Origin of the sequence: uncultured Tateyamaria sp. (assembly GCF_947503705.1) — a bacterium.
Lineage (GTDB): Bacteria > Pseudomonadota > Alphaproteobacteria > Rhodobacterales > Rhodobacteraceae > Tateyamaria.
The window spans coordinates 174215-188306 of sequence record NZ_CANNES010000004.1 but is presented as its reverse complement, the minus strand read 5'-3'; the positions used below and the strand labels follow the sequence as shown (position 1 = coordinate 188306).

Sequence of the window (14092 nt, the reverse complement as noted above, 5' to 3'; positions counted from 1 at the left end):
ACAAAGACGGTGGACCCTAACGCAGGATGCTTGCCAGGAACTTGCGGGTCCGTTCTTTTTCCGGTGCTGAGAAAATCATGTCTGGCGGCCCTTCCTCGGCTATGACCCCTTGGTCCATGAAACAGACCCTGTCGGCCAGTTCGCGCGCAAAGCCCATTTCATGCGTAGCCAGCACCATTGTGATCCCTTCATCGCGCAGCTTGCGCAGTACGTCGAGGACTTCACCCACCAGCTCGGGGTCGAGGGCCGAAGTGATCTCGTCAAAAAGCATGGTTTGCGGCTTCATCGCGAGCGCCCGGATCACGGCCACCCGTTGCTGCTGCCCGCCTGACAACTGATCGGGGTATTTGCGCATATGTGCGCCCAGCCCAAACCGTTCGAACAGCGCCTCGACCCGGGGGCGCAGGCTATCCTCACGCTCGCGCAGCACGCGGCGGGGTGCGAGGCAGACATTGTCGAAATTGGTCATATGGGGAAAGAGGTTGAAGCTTTGGAAAACAATCCCGATCTGTTGGCGGATCGGGCCAAGGTCAAAGCCCGGTTCTGCAATGTCGATCCCGTCCAGCAGGACCTGGCCATCATCCACGGGCTCCAGCCCGTTCATGCAGCGTAACAGGGTAGACTTGCCAGAACCCGACGCACCGATGAGGCACAGCATTTCGCCGCGCCCCACATCGAGGTCGATGCCTTTCAGCACGGCCACATCGTCAAAGGATTTCGTTACGCCGCGCAGCGACAATCTAGGACCTGGCATTGCGATCCTTGTTCATCAGGTAGTCGGCATAGCGGGTGGCAGGCACCGTCACGCAGAGGAAAATGACGGCGGCGACAACATATGGCGTGAAATTGGCCAGGAGAGATTTGAAGATGCCGGCCTGGCGCAGGATCTCCACAGGGCCGATAAAGGACAAAAGCGCCACATCCTTTTGCAGAGCCACCAGCATGTTCATATTGGCAGGTACCACACGGCGGATCGCCTGCGGCAGAATCACATAACGCATTGTGTCCCGTTCGCTGAGCCCCAGGCAGATGGCCGCGTTGCGTTGGCTGGCATGGATGCTTTCGATGCCGGAGCGCAGCACTTCGGCTACATAGGCCGAATAGGTCAATACCAGCGCTACGGTGCCCCAGATATAGGGCGAATTCCACGGTCGCGGCAGGCCCAAGCCCGGAATGCCGAAGCCCACCAGATAGACGAGCAGGACCACCGGGATGCCGCGAAAGAGGTCAACGTAAACAGCGCCGAAGATCCGCAAAGGAAAGAGCGCAGGGTTGTTGGTGCCTCGTGCCAGTGCAATGGCCAGTCCCATGGCAAAGATCATCGGCACCGACCAGGCAAAGATCGCCACGTCCAGCAGGAAGGCTCGGGCAAGATCGGGGAAGGTGCGCAGGAAAATCTCGCCATCGAAGAACGAGGCGCGTACGGCCTCCCACCCCGGGGCGAGTGGCACCAGCACAATAACCAAAAGCAGCACAGCAACTGTGCTGCCTCCGGCAATCAGATTGGCACGGCGTCGCTGCCGTGCCTCATAGGCCGCGCGTCGGGTCACTTGATCAAGGGTACGCCTGTCGCTTCTTGCAGCCACTCGGCTTCGATCGCGGCAAGGCTTCCGTCTGCTTTCAATGCGTCGAGCGCTTCATCCACGCAGGCCTTGAGCGCGGAGCCTTCGGGCATCAGCGCACCGAACTGGTCGGGGTTTTCGGCAGCGGCGGGATCGAACTGACCCAGGATTGCGCCATTGTCCATCAGCACGGCTGATGTGAAGAGCGCGGTGGGCAGGTCAAACAGGGCGGCATCAATCTGGCCCGCCTGCATGGCCGCGATTACGTTGGCATTGTCGTCGTAGACCAGCGGGCTTTTGGTCGGTTGGATTTGTTCCATCACGACGGGCAGGGCCGTGGTCGAGGCAACGACGCCCCATTGCACCTCTTTCAGGAAGGCCATTGTGGCCGACGTGCCACCCGCGACAAAGATGTCCTGGGTGGTCAGGACGGCCTGTGGCGCTGTGTAATAAGGGGCGGAGAAATCGACGACTTTGTCCCGCTCGGCGGTGATCGAAAACTGCTGCATGTTCAGATCAAAATCTTTGGGCCCGGGCTGGATCGCCTGATCGAAGGAGGTCCGGGTCCATGTTACGTCTTCGGCGGCGAATCCCATTTCTTCGGCAAGGGCATAGGCGACGGCGGCCTCGAACCCTTCGCCCGCCTCGGGCGCGTCATTAAGAACCCAAGGGTAGTAGGCCGGGTTGCCTGTGGCTATGGTCAGCTTGCCTTCCGTCAGGGTCTTGCCCGCGGCACAGTGGCCTGCGGCCATGGCACTGCCTGCGATAAGAGTGGCGGCAACGGCGGCGATTACGGTTTTCATCAGTGAACTCCCCATTTGGTTTTGCGGGCATCATCCGCAATGGGGCGGGGGCTGTCCAGCGTGTTCGCGTGTCGCGCGGTGCATAAGATGGCGTGGCGCTTAAGAAGTACGTTCATGGATTTGGTGACGGGTTAGGGATACTCATGCCGACGCGCGCCGCCTATGCTGGATCGGTACATCACGGAGGTAGACATGGATTATCACGCAGAATGCTATTGCGGTGTCGTCAAGCTGGCGATCCAGGGGGATCCGGTTGTGCAATGCTATTGCCATTGTTCCAGCTGTCGCAAGTGGTCCGGCCAGCCGGTGACGGCCTGTATTCTTTGGCCTGAGGCGCAGGTGAATATTGTGGCGGGTCGGGATCAAATGCACCGACATTCCAATACGGATCATCCCGAAGGCGGCAAGTTCAGTTGCAAGATCTGTGGTGGTGCCATCGGGACGTTTTTACCGGGGTCACGGATGTATGACATATTCGGTGGCGTGTTGAGGGATTTTACGTTTCAGCCGTCGTCGCACATCAATTATCAGGAACGGGTGTTTGACCTAGTCGATGGCTTGCCCAAATTTCGCGACATGCCCGAGATGGCAGGCGGCAGCGGCGTGATGTTGAACGAGGCCGAGCGGCTCGCCCCTTAAGTGTCGTGATCGGGATGCTGGTGTGACTTCACAGACACATTCCAGACGTCGTCCTCAACGCGCATCGCCTCGGGTTTCACCGGAATGTCGGGCAGGGTGTCAAAGAAGTGCCGCCTGTGGCTGGGATTGACCTGCACGGTCGGGGGCGCAAGGTCGGGGTTGTCGAGCGTGCCGATGGCCACTTCGATCAGGGTCTCGTGCTCATAGGTAAGCGGCGTACCGCAAGCGCTGCAAAAGCCGCGCCAATTGGTGGTCGAGCTGTGAAAGATGGAACGGTTGCCGCGTGTCCAGACGATGTCACCGGCCTCTACCAAAGGGGCAAAAAGGCCACCAAACGCCTTTTGGCACATGCGGCAATGGCAGATCGACGCGACGCCAAGCCGCCCTATGGCGTACCGCACAGCACCACATTGGCAACCACCCGTGGCCGGCGTGCGGGTCACATCACTCAGCTGCGTACATGCCGTCATAGATCGGGCTCAGCGTTTCAGCCTCAAAGAGCGACGACACAGAGGTGCCGTGCCAGATGTTCAGGATGGCCTGGGCAAAAACGGGGGCCGTGGGCACGATGCGGATATTCGGGGCACCTTTGACGGCGTTGGTGGGCTGAATGCTGTCGGTGATGACCAGCGACTTCATCACCGAATTGGTGACCCGTTCGACTGCAGGGCCCGACATGACGCCATGGGAGATATAGGAATGGACCTCATTGGCACCGTTTTCGGTCAGCACTTCGGCGGCCTTGCAGAGCGTTCCAGCGGTATCGACCATGTCGTCCACGATCAGGCAGGTCTTGCCGCTCACATCCCCGATCACCGTCATCTCGGCGATCTCGCCCGGTTTCTCGCGCCGTTTGTCCACGATGGCCAGAGGCGCGCCGAGGCGCTTGGCCAATTCGCGAGCACGGGCCACGCCGCCCACATCGGGTGACACGATCATCAACTCATCCATGCGGCCCGCAAATTGGGTCTTGATGTCGAGGGCAAAGATCGGAGAGGCGTACAGGTTGTCCACCGGGATATCGAAAAAGCCCTGGATCTGGGCCGCGTGCAGGTCCATTGTCAACACCCGCTCGATGCCCGCACCCACAAGCATGTTGGCCACCAGTTTGGACGAAATGGGCGTACGCGCCTTGGTGCGGCGGTCCTGACGGGCATAGCCGAAATAGGGGATCACGGCGGTGATGCGTGCGGCGGAGGACCGACGCAGGGCATCGCACATGATCAGCAGTTCCATCAGATTGTCGTTGGCGGGGTTCGACGTGGGCTGGATAATGAACATATCCTCGCCGCGTACGTTCTCGAAGACCTCGACGAAAATCTCGCCATCATTGAACCGCTCGACCCGGGCTTCGACGAGGCCCACATTGACGCCCCGATGCAGCGACATGCGCCGTGCGATGGCTTTGGCCAATGGCAGGTTGGCATTGCCCGAAATCAGCTTGGGCTCTTCGATTGTTGGCATGATGTCCCCCTGCGCAACACGATTGTGACAGATTCGTGATGTTGACACCGCTTAGCACGGGGGTACGGTCCCGCGAAACAGTTGACCCCCCAACCGGAGATTTAAAATGGCCCATATCGACTATTATTTCGCGACCCTGTCCCCTTATACCTATTTGGCAGGCACACGGTTTGAAGAGGTTGCGGCCAAACACGGGGCGACTATCACCTACAAACCGCTCGATGTCATTGCGCTGTTTGGCCGGACGGGGGGAACGCCGCCCAAGGATCGCCACATCAATCGCATCGAGTATCGCGCCCAGGAGTTGGTGCGCCAGGCCAAGAAATACGACATGCCCTTCAACCTCAAACCCGCGCATTGGCCAACCAATGCGGCCCCGTCCTCTTATGCCATCATCGCGGCGCAAAACGCGGGCGGCGGCGACTTGGGCAAATTGGTGCACGCCATCCTGCGGGCTGTCTGGTCCGAGGAAAAGGACATTGCAGAGGATGCGGTGATCAAGGCAGCGCTGACCGAGGCGGGCTTTGACCCTGCATTGTCCGACAGCGGGCTGCTGACCGGTGCCGAAACCTATGCCGCCAACCTCGAAGAGGCGGTGGACAAAGGCGTCTTTGGCGCACCGTTTTATATCGTGGACGGAGACCAGCGGTTCTGGGGCCAGGACAAGATCGAAGATCTGGATGCGCACCTGTCCGGCACGTTGTAAAGCGTTGATGTGGCGGCCCACGCGCCGCCACATATCAGGAAACAATCGCACCATATGCGATCCATAGTTTCCATAATGCAGGCCCATTCTCGCCACGTTTCTCTGATTGTTTGTCTCCAGTTTGAAACAAAAACGCGGAAAAGCGAGCGGAACAAATGGGTCTACAAGAACCTCACCTCAATCACCTGATCGGCGCGGCGGTGGCCAATCCGCCGCCTGTCCCTCAGTTCGAATATGACATCGTCGCGAACGAATACGGATTCTATTGCGTGCCACACGACTTCAAAGGCCGCGAAGTGCCCGAGATTTTGGCCAATGGGGGCGTATACGAACCTGCAACACTGGGCTTGATGGCGCGGCTCTTGCGCCAAGGTGGCGACGTGATCACGGGGGGCACCTTTATCGGTGATTTCCTGCCTGCGCTCAGCGAGGCGCTAACGCCCGGTGCCCGCCTGCACACATTTGAACCCAACCCGATCGCCCGTGAGGCGGCCCTGTTCAGCGCGTGGCTGAACGGGTTGCGCAATATCGACATGCACGACTGTGCGGTGGGCGAAGCGCCGGGGGCGTTGCATTTGCAGGTGGCCAAGCCCAATGGCAATTCCATGGCCGCGCGCGCAAAAGTCGTCGATGAAGCCGCCGAAGGCGAAACCATCACGGTAGAGACCAAGACACTTGATAGTCTGGTGGACACGAGCCGCCAGGTGGCTTTGATCCATCTGGATGTGGAAGGGCATGAATGGCCGGCCATTCTGGGCGCGCGCCAGATCATCGCGACCCATTCGCCATGCATCATCGTTGAGGCAGAACGCGGCTGGAAACGTCGCAACATCGAGGCAGGCCTGGCAGAGCTTTTCCCGTTGGCCGGCTATCGCCGCGCCGGTCTGATCGAACGCAACGCGATCTATATGCCGCAAAATGCACGTGGCCTGTTTCGGAGTGTGTAGGGGTTAGAAAAGGGACAAGAACTGGTCCACCTGTGCAGGCGTACAGGACCAATCGCACACAAGGCGGGCGGCGAGTGTCTCGTCCGGGTCAGTGCCGTCCAGTGTCCCTTCCCAAATATAGTATTTGGCGCCTGCCTCGTGCAGGCGCTGATGCGTCGCCCGCGGAAAGCTGGCAAATATCATGTTTGCCTGGGGTTCATGCAAAAAGTCAGCGCCCGCATCGCGCAAACCTGCCGCCAGACGGGCGGCGGCGTCGTTGGTCTGTTCGGCCAATTCCAACCACAGCCCGTTTTCCAGATAGCCCGCCATCTGCGCCGACAAATAGCGATGTTTCGAGAAAAGATGGGCCGCACGCTTGCGGCGCAACTCAAACTCCCAAACTTTGTCAGGGTCAAAGAAGACAACTGCCTCGACACCCATGCAGCCATTTTTGGTCCCGCCCAGGCAAAGCACATCCACGCCTGCACGCCACGTCATCTCAGCCGGGGTGCATCCCAACGCCACCAGCGCATTGGCAAAACGGGCCCCATCCATATGGACGGGCAGGTCATAGTCCTTGGCCACGGCTGTCAGGTCCTTGAGGGTACGCAGGTCGTAAACGCCGCCCCTTTCGGAAGCCTGCGTGATCGACACCGGACCCCGTTGTGGCCCATGCACGCCGCGCACCTCTTGGGCGGCAATGGCCCCGCGCAGGGCGGCAGGCGTCATTGTGTCACCACCAGGCACGAGCGTCAGTTTGGCCCCACCTGAGTAAAATTCAGGCGCGTTGCATTCGTCTTCTTGGATATGGGCGACGGGACTGCAAAACACGGTCTGCCAGGGCTGCGCATAGCAGGCCAGCGACAGCGCGTTCGCCGCTGTGCCTGTAGCGACCAAATAGACCGCTGCCTCTGGCGCTTCAAACTGGGTGCGGATCGCCTGCCGGACCTCGTCCATGATCGGATCGGCCCCATAAGACATCGCATAGCCGTCATTGGCGGCAATGACCCGTTCCATGATCTGTGGATGGACGGGACCTGCATTGTCAGAGGCGAAAATCATCAGGTCGGTTCCTCTATGATGTGATCTTCCCAATCGTCATCTGCCACCTCAAATTCGCTGACCGTACGCCCCTGCATGGAAACGCCAGCCGCATGCACGCTGTCGGCGGTGCCAGAGATCAGCGGGTGCCAGTCGTACAAAGGACGACCTTCGTTCAGCAGCCGATAGGCGCAGGTCTGAGGCATCCAATACATATGGCTGTCGATGTTCGACGGTTTCAGGACGATGCAATCGGGCACAAATTGGTGGCGGGTTTCGTAATGTGCGCAATGGCAGGTGGCGTCGTCCAGCAAGCGGCAGGCCACACGGGTCAGGGCGACCTCGCCGCTGTCCTCGTCCTCCAGCTTGTTCAGGCAGCATTTGCCACAGCCATCACACAGCGCTTCCCACTCCGTTTCGGTCATTTGCTTTAGGGATTTCCGCTCCCAAAAGCGGGGGGATAACCCGTCGCGCCGGATTGGGTCCGTCATATGGCCGCCAGAATGGCTCGGGCCTGCGCGCTGTCGGCATCCATCTGGGTGATCAACGCATCCAGTCCGGCAAATTTCTCCTCACCCCGCAGGTAATCGACCAAGGCAATGGACAGCGGCGTGCCGTAAAGGTCGCCGGAAAAATCAAAAATGAAGGTTTCCAGGTTAGGGCGGTTTTCGCCAAACATCGGGCGCACGCCCATAGAGGCAACACCGTGATACTGGCCTTGGTGCGGCCCTTCCAACACGTCCGCAAGAACGGCATAGACCCCAAATGCAGGCGGGTGCAGCCCGTCAATGGACATATTGGCCGTGGGATAGCCCAGTTCGCGACCGCGTTGTTCGCCACCGATCACCGGCCCTTCGATCCGGTGCCAATGGCCCAGCATCGCGGCGGCATCGCGCGGGCGGGCCTCGGTCAGGGCCTTGCGGATCGCTGTGGAGGACACGGTCGCCTCCGATTGCGCCAAAAGGGGGGCGATGGTCACGCCAAATCCCATCTCTTTGCCAAATTGCACCAGATCCTGCGCTGTCCCGGCCCTTTTTTGACCAAAGCAGAAATCAGCGCCGACAACCACATGCGCGAGACCCAAACCGTCGCAGATAACACGCTGCGCGAAGTCACGGGGGCTGAGGGCGGCAAGGCCCGCGTTGAAGGGCAATTCATATAGACGCTCAACGCCGAGCTTTTCCAAGCGGCTGGTGCGTGCTGCCTGGCTCATCAGTCGGAATGGCGGCGCATCGGGGGCAAAATAGACGCGGGGATGCGGCTCGAAGGTCAGAACGCCCAAAGGGGCGTCGGCGACAGCAGCACGGGCCAGATCAATCACGGATTGGTGGCCCAGATGCACACCGTCGAAATTTCCGATGGCCGCAGTGGCTCCGCGGTCTTCGGCTTCAACAAATTGATAGTCGCGCACGATCCTCATGCGCCATGCCTAGCCCCGCGCAGGCGCAAGGGCAAGAACGCGACCGAACGTTCTTTTGGCAGCAATTATTCCGAAGGAGGCCACAGTCGTGGGCACAGGCCCCTAATCCAAGCCCGATCAGTCGAATTTGCGCGAGGGTGCCAAAACGGTTGCCTCACCGATCAGGACTTTCTTGCCGTCGACACTACAATGGCAATCCAGCTTCACGCGGCGCTTGGCAAAGTCGATGTCCACCACTTTCACCTCGGCATAGACCATGTCGCCGGGGCGCACAGGGGCCAAAAACTTCAGAGACTGCCCCATGTATACAGTGCCGTGACCCGGCAATTGTTCCCCGATCACGGCAGAGATCAGGCCAGCCGTCAGCATCCCGTGCGCAATGCGCCCAGCGAAGATCGTGTCGCGTGCATAGTCGTCGTCCAAGTGCACCGGGTTCCGGTCGGTCGAGATCTGGGCAAACATCTCGATATCTTCGTCGGTCACGACTTTGCGCAGGTGACGGGCCATGCCCATCTCGATGTCTTCGATGCAAATTGTGCCGCGCGGTAGATTGTCCAACATTTGACGCTCCGGTAATTTTCTGACGCATTGATTGTCTATTACGCAAGGTTATTACTTTGCATGTGCAGAAAATCAAGGGAAAAGAAGGTCAGCGAAGATGTCCTATTGCAAAGGTCGGTGCGGATTTTTCCTTTTCCAAATAGGCCTTTAGAAGATCGGGGTCAGGTTGGTGCGTCGTTTTCGTCTCGGCGGCTGCCAAACCACCCGAAATAAACAGGGAATCAATGTCTTCGCCCATCGCGCCCGCAATGTCGGTCAACACGCCATCGCCGATGGCCAATATCGCGCTGTCGGGCACATCCACCCCCAACTCCATCAGGCGCCGTCGTGCCAGATCATAGATCGGTGGATGGGGTTTGCCGAAATAGAGGCTCTCGCCCCCCATCTCGGTATAAAGTTGCGCCAAAGCACCTGCGCACCATTCGCGCACGTCGCCCCGGTCCACCACGATATCGGGGTTGGCGCATAGCAGCTTCAGACCCAGTTGCTTTGCCATGAGAAACTCAGGCCGCATGACATCCGGGTCGGCCATCGGGTCGCGCGGACCAGTGCAGACGATGCCCTTTGCTTGCTCCAACGGCACCATTTTAACGTCGATCGGCTCCTTGATAACGCCGATGGGTTCAAAGAATTTCTCCTCCCCCGGTTGCCCAATGAAATAGACCTCTTCGCCCACAAGGCCGCGGAACATGGCGGCGCGGGCGCTGTCGCCAGAGGTCGCAATCGTGTCCCAGGCGTCATCCGGAACGCCAAAGTGGACAAGTTGTTTGGTCACACCGGCGCGGGGGCGCGGCGAATTGGTGACCAGAACCACCTTGCCGCCCTTGGCGCGGTAGGCTTGCAAAGCCGCGACCGCCTCGGGCAGAGCGTGAACGCCGTTGTGCACGCAGCCCCAAAGGTCAACGAACAGCGCATCGTAGCGGTCGGAAATTTCGGACAATGCGGAAATGATCTGGGCCATGGGCACGCCTTTGCAATTGAGTTGCACGCGGTCTGCCACAGCCCCGGCGTCAGGGAAAGGGCCGAGGGGTCGGTGGCGCAGGGCCCCTGCGCCTTACGAGCACGCTTTAACCAACGCGGGTAGCTTTCTCCGTGCTGGAAAAATCCCGGGGGAGGCCGCAGGCCGGGGGCAGCGTGCCCGGAATGTCACAGCCGAACGACAAAGGGCGGACCACTCGGTCCGCCCCTGCATTTTCACCTGATAAGGCGAACCCCTGGTCCGCCACCCAATTTCAGACTTTGAGGCTTGGGATAATCTGTTTTTTCCGGCTCATGATGCCGGGCAGGACGACGCTGTCGCCAGAAACGGTCGCGCCAAAGCTTTTCTCTGCGACGGTTTTGGTCATCTCGTTCGGGACAAGCATCGTCGCTTCTTCGTTCAGGATGTCGATGACGAAAAGCAGGACCTGATCCGCGCCGTCTTCCTTAGCAACGTCGACCATGGAGGCCATCAGGCTGTCTTTGCGGTCCAACACCAGCTTGGGCGCAGTTGTCTCCAGAACGGAAACGCGGAAGGCCGTGCCGTCAACGGTATATTCCTTGCTGTCCATGCGCAGAAGCTCCGCATCGGAAAAGGCGGAGACGTCAGATTTTGCCTCAAACATTTCGGAGGCATAGGCGCTCAGGTCAATCCCAAGATCCTTGGCCAGACCGTGGGCGATGGCTTTGTCTTCTTGCGTTGTGGTGGGCGACCGGAATTCCAGCGTGTCGGACAGGATGCACGACAGCATTGCGCCTTTGATCCAAGCGGGGGCTTGGGCCATGTCCTTGCCGATCATTTTCCACATGATGGTGGCTGTGCAGGCCAGTGGTTCGATCCGGATGTCGATCGGGCCTTTGGTTTCGAGGCCGCCGACCAGTTTGTGGTGGTCGATGATTGCGGTGATGTCGGCGTCATTGATCCCGGCAGGCAACTCGGCGGGGTTGTTTGTATCGACGATGACGACCGGCTGTTCTGCGTCCACATCCGAAATGATCCGGGGTTTGGGCAGGTCCCATTTCTCCAGCACAAAGGCGGCCTCGGTGTTGGGCTCGCCCAAAAGTACGGCCTCGGCGTCGCCGCCTTTGATCTCATTGAGGTACCAGGCCCAGATGATGGCAGAGCCGGTGGAATCGGTGTCGGGAGATTTGTGGCCGAAAACAAGAGTGGTCATGGCGGGATGTCCTTTAGACGCGTGTATTTTGCGCCCTTATAGCAGGGCGCGTGCGCATGTCACGGGGGCGTGACCCTGTCCAAATGTCGCGGTGCAGGATTGACCGGATTTGGAATGCGGGCTACGATTCAGGCCTGTCAAAAGGAGTGCCCTGCACATGGATAAACTGGCTTAACCGCTCGACCCTTTGGCGCCGTTGGCGCCACGGCCTTTTGAGACAGGAGTGACCTGACAATGGACTTTTTGGCCTGACCCGCAACGCGGGATCATTGCTGCCGCCGCAAGGCGATCTTTTCCATCCTTTCAGACACGACGAGGCACAGCATGCCCAGAAACACACCCAAACCCCGCAAGGTGGGGACCAGCCGTGCTATGGCGGACCCAAGACCTGCGCCCATGGGGCGCAAAATCCCAGCACGCGCACCACTGCGCCATTCCCGGCCACAGACCAAAGGAGGCCGGCCGCCCCGCATTCCGGGGCGCATTGGCGGGCGCTAGGGCTTGTCAGCGGGCCGTGCGTGGGTTTTCCTCGCATGGCCCAATCTGCACTCACCAAGGAGTTGACGTGGCCGAACGCGAAACCGACCTCTACCCACCTGTCAAAGCCTTTCTTGAGGCGCAAGGGTATGTCGTGAAGTCAGAAGTGGGCGCGGCCGATGTTGTGGCCATCCGCGGTGCGGAGCCGCCCGTGATCGTCGAGTTGAAGCTTGGGTTTTCTCTGACGCTTGTGCACCAGTGTGTCGCCCGACTTAAGGTGAGCGATGACGTTTACATGGCGATTCAGCGTGGCAAGGGAAAGCGGTTTTTGAAGGCGACCAAAGACATGACGACGCTGTGCCGTCGCTTGGGTTTGGGATTGATGACGGTGCGTCTGTCGGATGGTCTGGTGCAGGTACATTGCGACCCTGGCACTTATACGCCCCGCAAGAACACCAAGCGTCAGGGTCAGCTGTTGCGCGAGTTTGCCCGGCGCCAGGGTGATCCGAATGACGGGGGGCAAACGCGCTCCGGGCTGATTACGGCTTATCGCCAGGATGCGTTGAAGCTTGCCGTATATCTGTTTGAGGTGGGTGCCAGCAAAGGGGCAGATGTTGCCCGTGAGACAGGTGTCGCGCGGGCCACCACCATGATGCGTGATGACCATTACGGGTGGTTCGAAAAAGTCGAGACTGGCGTTTACGGATTGACGCCGTCCGGGGCAGATGCCGTCGCCGGTTCGGCAACCGTTTTGGGATCGTAACGGACTTCGACACGAAGTCCGGCTGTTTTCCGACACGGAAAACATCAGCGCGCTGCAGTAATGTCTTGCGCGGAAACCGTGTCGGTTTCCTGCCGTTTTTCGCGTCGAAAAACGCCTCTAGCGGGCGGGGAGCAATGTCTCTGCCATCAGGTCGTCCAAAAACAGGCTGAGAAGTTGCAGACGCCCGGACACATCCGCTTTGCGGTAAAGCGCGGCACACTGTGCTTTGACCGTCCCTTGGGCCGTATCCCGCAATGCCGCCATTTCCGCCACCGAATACCCTTTGAGCGCCATGACGGCGACAGAACGTTCCGCCTCTGTCAGCGCCCATTCGTCAAAGCGTAACTCCAGCAGCTCGGCAAAAGCGCCGGATGCGACTTTCAGTTGATCGGTGATCCGATCTTCGCGGCGCATCATTGCGCGCAGTTCTGACCATGTGAAGGCCAGGCCGAAAAACAATGCAATTGTCACCACCCCTTCCACAATATCGCTTTCTGCGAGCGCATTTTGATAAGTCGGCATGACCAGATCAAAAAACGTGTCGCTCAAAAAATAGACGCAACAAACGGCCTGAACGGCAAACAGGGTCCATAGGATGGTACGGCGTGTGGGCATGTCGGTCTTCCGTAAATTAGGGGCCGCCCGGACCACTCCGGGCGGCCGCAACTGAACGACAGCTTAGTCGTCGTCGCCGCCCGCGTCATCCTCATGCTCAATCTCGGTGATCAGGCCAGTGTCCATGGCCACTTCGATTTCGTAGGCGACCCCATCCAGGGTCACTTCGGCCTCAATTTCGTCGTCTTCGATCTCGATCTCTTGCACCTCATAGCCCATGCCGGTCAAAGCTGCACGCACGTCAGCATCCGTTGTGCCCAAGGGCTGGCCCAACTCCAGACCTGCGAAAGCGGCGGCAGGCACGATCAGGGCGGCGAGGATGGCGGGTTTTGTAAAATAGGTCATCAGAAGTCTCCTTTGGTCATTGTCTGACTGCACCGCGTCAGTGCGGCTGGGGATGATCTGTGCGTGGGGTTGGGCAATCAGAATGCGCCCTTTGGCTGATCCGACACAGACTAGGCCGAAGGTTTATGGTGCATTTCATGAAAATATTTCGACGGATGTCCCGAGCGGAGCGTTGACTCCGCGGGGCGACCTGCCTAACTACCGCTCGTTATCACTCGAATGCGTTGAGTGCTAACGGTCTCGAACGCCGGGACCAAGAGAGAAACTTTGAGCCTTAAGGAGCTGCAAAGATGGCATTGAAACCGCTTCATGACCGCGTGCTGGTACGCCGCACGGAAAGCGAAGAGAAAACCGCTGGCGGACTTATCATCCCCGATAGCGCCAAGGAAAAGCCCAGCGAAGGCGAAATCGTCGCCGCAGGCCCCGGTGCCCGCAAAGACAGCGGCGAGCTGATCGAAATGGGTGTCAAAGCTGGCGACAAAGTGCTGTTTGGCAAATGGTCCGGCACCGAAGTCACCATCGACGGCGAAGAGCTGCTGATGATGAAGGAAAGCGACATCATGGGGATCATCGAGTAAGCGCACCGCGATTCTCTGATCCTCTTCCCAACAATCTCA

General features: G+C 59.3%; 18 protein-coding genes. 5 read left to right on the top strand and 13 right to left on the bottom strand.

All coding sequences use genetic code 11. The features are described from left to right. Positions 1-16: 16 nt before the first annotated feature. Genes Q1A44_RS11595 through Q1A44_RS11585 form a run of 3 tightly spaced genes read right to left on the bottom strand, consistent with a single transcriptional unit; the run spans position 17 to position 2365 of the window. Complete coding sequence (locus tag Q1A44_RS11595) at positions 17-754, bottom strand: amino acid ABC transporter ATP-binding protein (protein ID WP_299624761.1); 738 nt, start codon at positions 752-754, stop codon at positions 17-19. Beyond that, the gene (locus Q1A44_RS11590) at positions 741-1550 is read right to left on the bottom strand and encodes an amino acid ABC transporter permease (protein ID WP_299624759.1); all 810 of its coding nucleotides are present in this window, start codon (positions 1548-1550) and stop codon (positions 741-743) included. The genes Q1A44_RS11595 and Q1A44_RS11590 overlap by 14 nt, the downstream gene beginning before the upstream one ends. After that, positions 1547-2365, bottom strand: coding sequence for an ABC transporter substrate-binding protein (locus Q1A44_RS11585; RefSeq protein ID WP_299624757.1), 819 nt, complete (start codon positions 2363-2365; stop codon positions 1547-1549). The genes Q1A44_RS11590 and Q1A44_RS11585 overlap by 4 nt, the downstream gene beginning before the upstream one ends. 192 nt (positions 2366-2557) lie before the next feature. Here Q1A44_RS11585 and Q1A44_RS11580 point away from each other — a divergent pair, with 192 nt between their 5' ends. Further along, entirely contained in the window at positions 2558-3004 is a 447-nt protein-coding gene (locus Q1A44_RS11580) for a GFA family protein (protein WP_299624755.1), read from the top strand. Here Q1A44_RS11580 and Q1A44_RS11575 read toward each other — a convergent pair. Both Q1A44_RS11575 and Q1A44_RS11570 read right to left on the bottom strand, forming a co-directional pair. Next, entirely contained in the window at positions 3001-3474 is a 474-nt protein-coding gene (locus tag Q1A44_RS11575) for a GFA family protein (protein WP_299624753.1), read from the bottom strand. The genes Q1A44_RS11580 and Q1A44_RS11575 overlap by 4 nt on opposite strands. After that, the gene (locus tag Q1A44_RS11570; protein ID WP_299624751.1) at positions 3449-4468 is read right to left on the bottom strand and encodes a ribose-phosphate pyrophosphokinase; all 1020 of its coding nucleotides are present in this window, start codon (positions 4466-4468) and stop codon (positions 3449-3451) included. Before Q1A44_RS11570 ends, Q1A44_RS11575 begins: the two co-directional genes overlap by 26 nt. Before the next feature lie 106 nt (positions 4469-4574). On the opposite strand from Q1A44_RS11570, the gene Q1A44_RS11565 reads away from it, so the two are divergent. Beyond that, a complete protein-coding gene (locus Q1A44_RS11565) occupies positions 4575-5174 on the top strand; it encodes a 2-hydroxychromene-2-carboxylate isomerase (protein ID WP_299624749.1) in 600 nt (199 codons plus the stop codon). A 155-nt stretch (positions 5175-5329) separates the two neighbouring features. Further along, positions 5330-6121 (top strand): FkbM family methyltransferase, encoded by a 792-nt coding sequence (locus Q1A44_RS11560; protein ID WP_299624747.1) that lies wholly within the window; start codon positions 5330-5332, stop codon positions 6119-6121. Positions 6122-6124: 3 nt separating this feature from the next. On the opposite strand, the gene Q1A44_RS11555 is transcribed toward Q1A44_RS11560, so the two are convergent. From Q1A44_RS11555 to Q1A44_RS11530, 6 genes are all read right to left on the bottom strand, one after another. Beyond that, positions 6125-7162, bottom strand: coding sequence for a low specificity L-threonine aldolase (locus Q1A44_RS11555; RefSeq protein ID WP_299624745.1), 1038 nt, complete (start codon positions 7160-7162; stop codon positions 6125-6127). Then, positions 7162-7632, bottom strand: coding sequence for a YcgN family cysteine cluster protein (locus tag Q1A44_RS11550; RefSeq protein WP_299624743.1), 471 nt, complete (start codon positions 7630-7632; stop codon positions 7162-7164). Before Q1A44_RS11550 ends, Q1A44_RS11555 begins: the two co-directional genes overlap by 1 nt. Next, entirely contained in the window at positions 7629-8561 is a 933-nt protein-coding gene (locus tag Q1A44_RS11545) for a bifunctional riboflavin kinase/FAD synthetase (RefSeq protein ID WP_299624740.1), read from the bottom strand. The genes Q1A44_RS11550 and Q1A44_RS11545 overlap by 4 nt, the downstream gene beginning before the upstream one ends. A 117-nt stretch (positions 8562-8678) precedes the next feature. Continuing rightward, positions 8679-9122: a MaoC family dehydratase gene (locus Q1A44_RS11540; protein WP_299624738.1), complete on the bottom strand. Its 444-nt coding sequence runs from the start codon at positions 9120-9122 to the stop codon at positions 8679-8681. Between the two features lie 88 nt (positions 9123-9210). Then, positions 9211-10083: a TIGR01459 family HAD-type hydrolase gene (locus Q1A44_RS11535; protein WP_299624736.1), complete on the bottom strand. Its 873-nt coding sequence runs from the start codon at positions 10081-10083 to the stop codon at positions 9211-9213. A 271-nt stretch (positions 10084-10354) separates the two neighbouring features. Beyond that, on the bottom strand, positions 10355-11275 hold the full coding sequence (locus Q1A44_RS11530; RefSeq protein ID WP_299624734.1) for a manganese-dependent inorganic pyrophosphatase: 921 nt from the start codon (positions 11273-11275) through the stop codon (positions 10355-10357). A gap of 565 nt (positions 11276-11840) precedes the next feature. Between Q1A44_RS11530 and Q1A44_RS11525 the strand changes: the two genes are divergently transcribed. Continuing rightward, positions 11841-12515 (top strand): DUF2161 domain-containing phosphodiesterase, encoded by a 675-nt coding sequence (locus Q1A44_RS11525; protein ID WP_299624732.1) that lies wholly within the window; start codon positions 11841-11843, stop codon positions 12513-12515. Positions 12516-12632: 117 nt separating this feature from the next. Here the strand turns inward: Q1A44_RS11525 and Q1A44_RS11520 are convergent, their stop codons facing one another. Together Q1A44_RS11520 and Q1A44_RS11515 are read right to left on the bottom strand one after the other, a co-directional pair. After that, positions 12633-13130 carry a helix-turn-helix transcriptional regulator gene (locus Q1A44_RS11520; RefSeq protein ID WP_299624730.1) on the bottom strand — a complete coding sequence of 166 codons (498 nt, stop codon included), beginning with the start codon at positions 13128-13130 and terminating at the stop codon, positions 12633-12635. Between the two features lie 63 nt (positions 13131-13193). Continuing rightward, entirely contained in the window at positions 13194-13475 is a 282-nt protein-coding gene (locus Q1A44_RS11515) for a PepSY domain-containing protein (protein WP_299624728.1), read from the bottom strand. 290 nt (positions 13476-13765) lie between these two features. Here Q1A44_RS11515 and Q1A44_RS11510 point away from each other — a divergent pair, with 290 nt between their 5' ends. After that, complete coding sequence (locus tag Q1A44_RS11510; protein WP_039684223.1) at positions 13766-14053, top strand: co-chaperone GroES; 288 nt, start codon at positions 13766-13768, stop codon at positions 14051-14053. Positions 14054-14092: the final 39 nt, after the last annotated feature.

Excerpts from the sequence above, each read along its gene's own strand:
- Q1A44_RS11595 (WP_299624761.1), bottom strand. The coding sequence starts at position 754 with ATGCCAGGTCCTAGATTGTCGCTGCGCGGCGTAACGAAATCCTTTGAC.
- Q1A44_RS11585 (WP_299624757.1), bottom strand. The coding sequence starts at position 2,365 with ATGAAAACCGTAATCGCCGCCGTTGCCGCCACTCTTATCGCAGGCAGT.
- Q1A44_RS11580 (WP_299624755.1), top strand. The coding sequence starts at position 2,558 with ATGGATTATCACGCAGAATGCTATTGCGGTGTCGTCAAGCTGGCGATC.
- Q1A44_RS11575 (WP_299624753.1), bottom strand. The coding sequence starts at position 3,474 with ATGACGGCATGTACGCAGCTGAGTGATGTGACCCGCACGCCGGCCACG.
- Q1A44_RS11570 (WP_299624751.1), bottom strand. The coding sequence starts at position 4,468 with ATGCCAACAATCGAAGAGCCCAAGCTGATTTCGGGCAATGCCAACCTG.
- Q1A44_RS11565 (WP_299624749.1), top strand. The coding sequence starts at position 4,575 with ATGGCCCATATCGACTATTATTTCGCGACCCTGTCCCCTTATACCTAT.
- Q1A44_RS11560 (WP_299624747.1), top strand. The coding sequence starts at position 5,330 with ATGGGTCTACAAGAACCTCACCTCAATCACCTGATCGGCGCGGCGGTG.
- Q1A44_RS11555 (WP_299624745.1), bottom strand. The coding sequence starts at position 7,162 with ATGATTTTCGCCTCTGACAATGCAGGTCCCGTCCATCCACAGATCATG.
- Q1A44_RS11550 (WP_299624743.1), bottom strand. The coding sequence starts at position 7,632 with ATGACGGACCCAATCCGGCGCGACGGGTTATCCCCCCGCTTTTGGGAG.
- Q1A44_RS11545 (WP_299624740.1), bottom strand. The coding sequence starts at position 8,561 with ATGAGGATCGTGCGCGACTATCAATTTGTTGAAGCCGAAGACCGCGGA.
- Q1A44_RS11540 (WP_299624738.1), bottom strand. The coding sequence starts at position 9,122 with ATGTTGGACAATCTACCGCGCGGCACAATTTGCATCGAAGACATCGAG.
- Q1A44_RS11535 (WP_299624736.1), bottom strand. The coding sequence starts at position 10,083 with ATGGCCCAGATCATTTCCGCATTGTCCGAAATTTCCGACCGCTACGAT.
- Q1A44_RS11530 (WP_299624734.1), bottom strand. The coding sequence starts at position 11,275 with ATGACCACTCTTGTTTTCGGCCACAAATCTCCCGACACCGATTCCACC.
- Q1A44_RS11520 (WP_299624730.1), bottom strand. The coding sequence starts at position 13,130 with ATGCCCACACGCCGTACCATCCTATGGACCCTGTTTGCCGTTCAGGCC.
- Q1A44_RS11515 (WP_299624728.1), bottom strand. The coding sequence starts at position 13,475 with ATGACCTATTTTACAAAACCCGCCATCCTCGCCGCCCTGATCGTGCCT.
- Q1A44_RS11510 (WP_039684223.1), top strand. The coding sequence starts at position 13,766 with ATGGCATTGAAACCGCTTCATGACCGCGTGCTGGTACGCCGCACGGAA.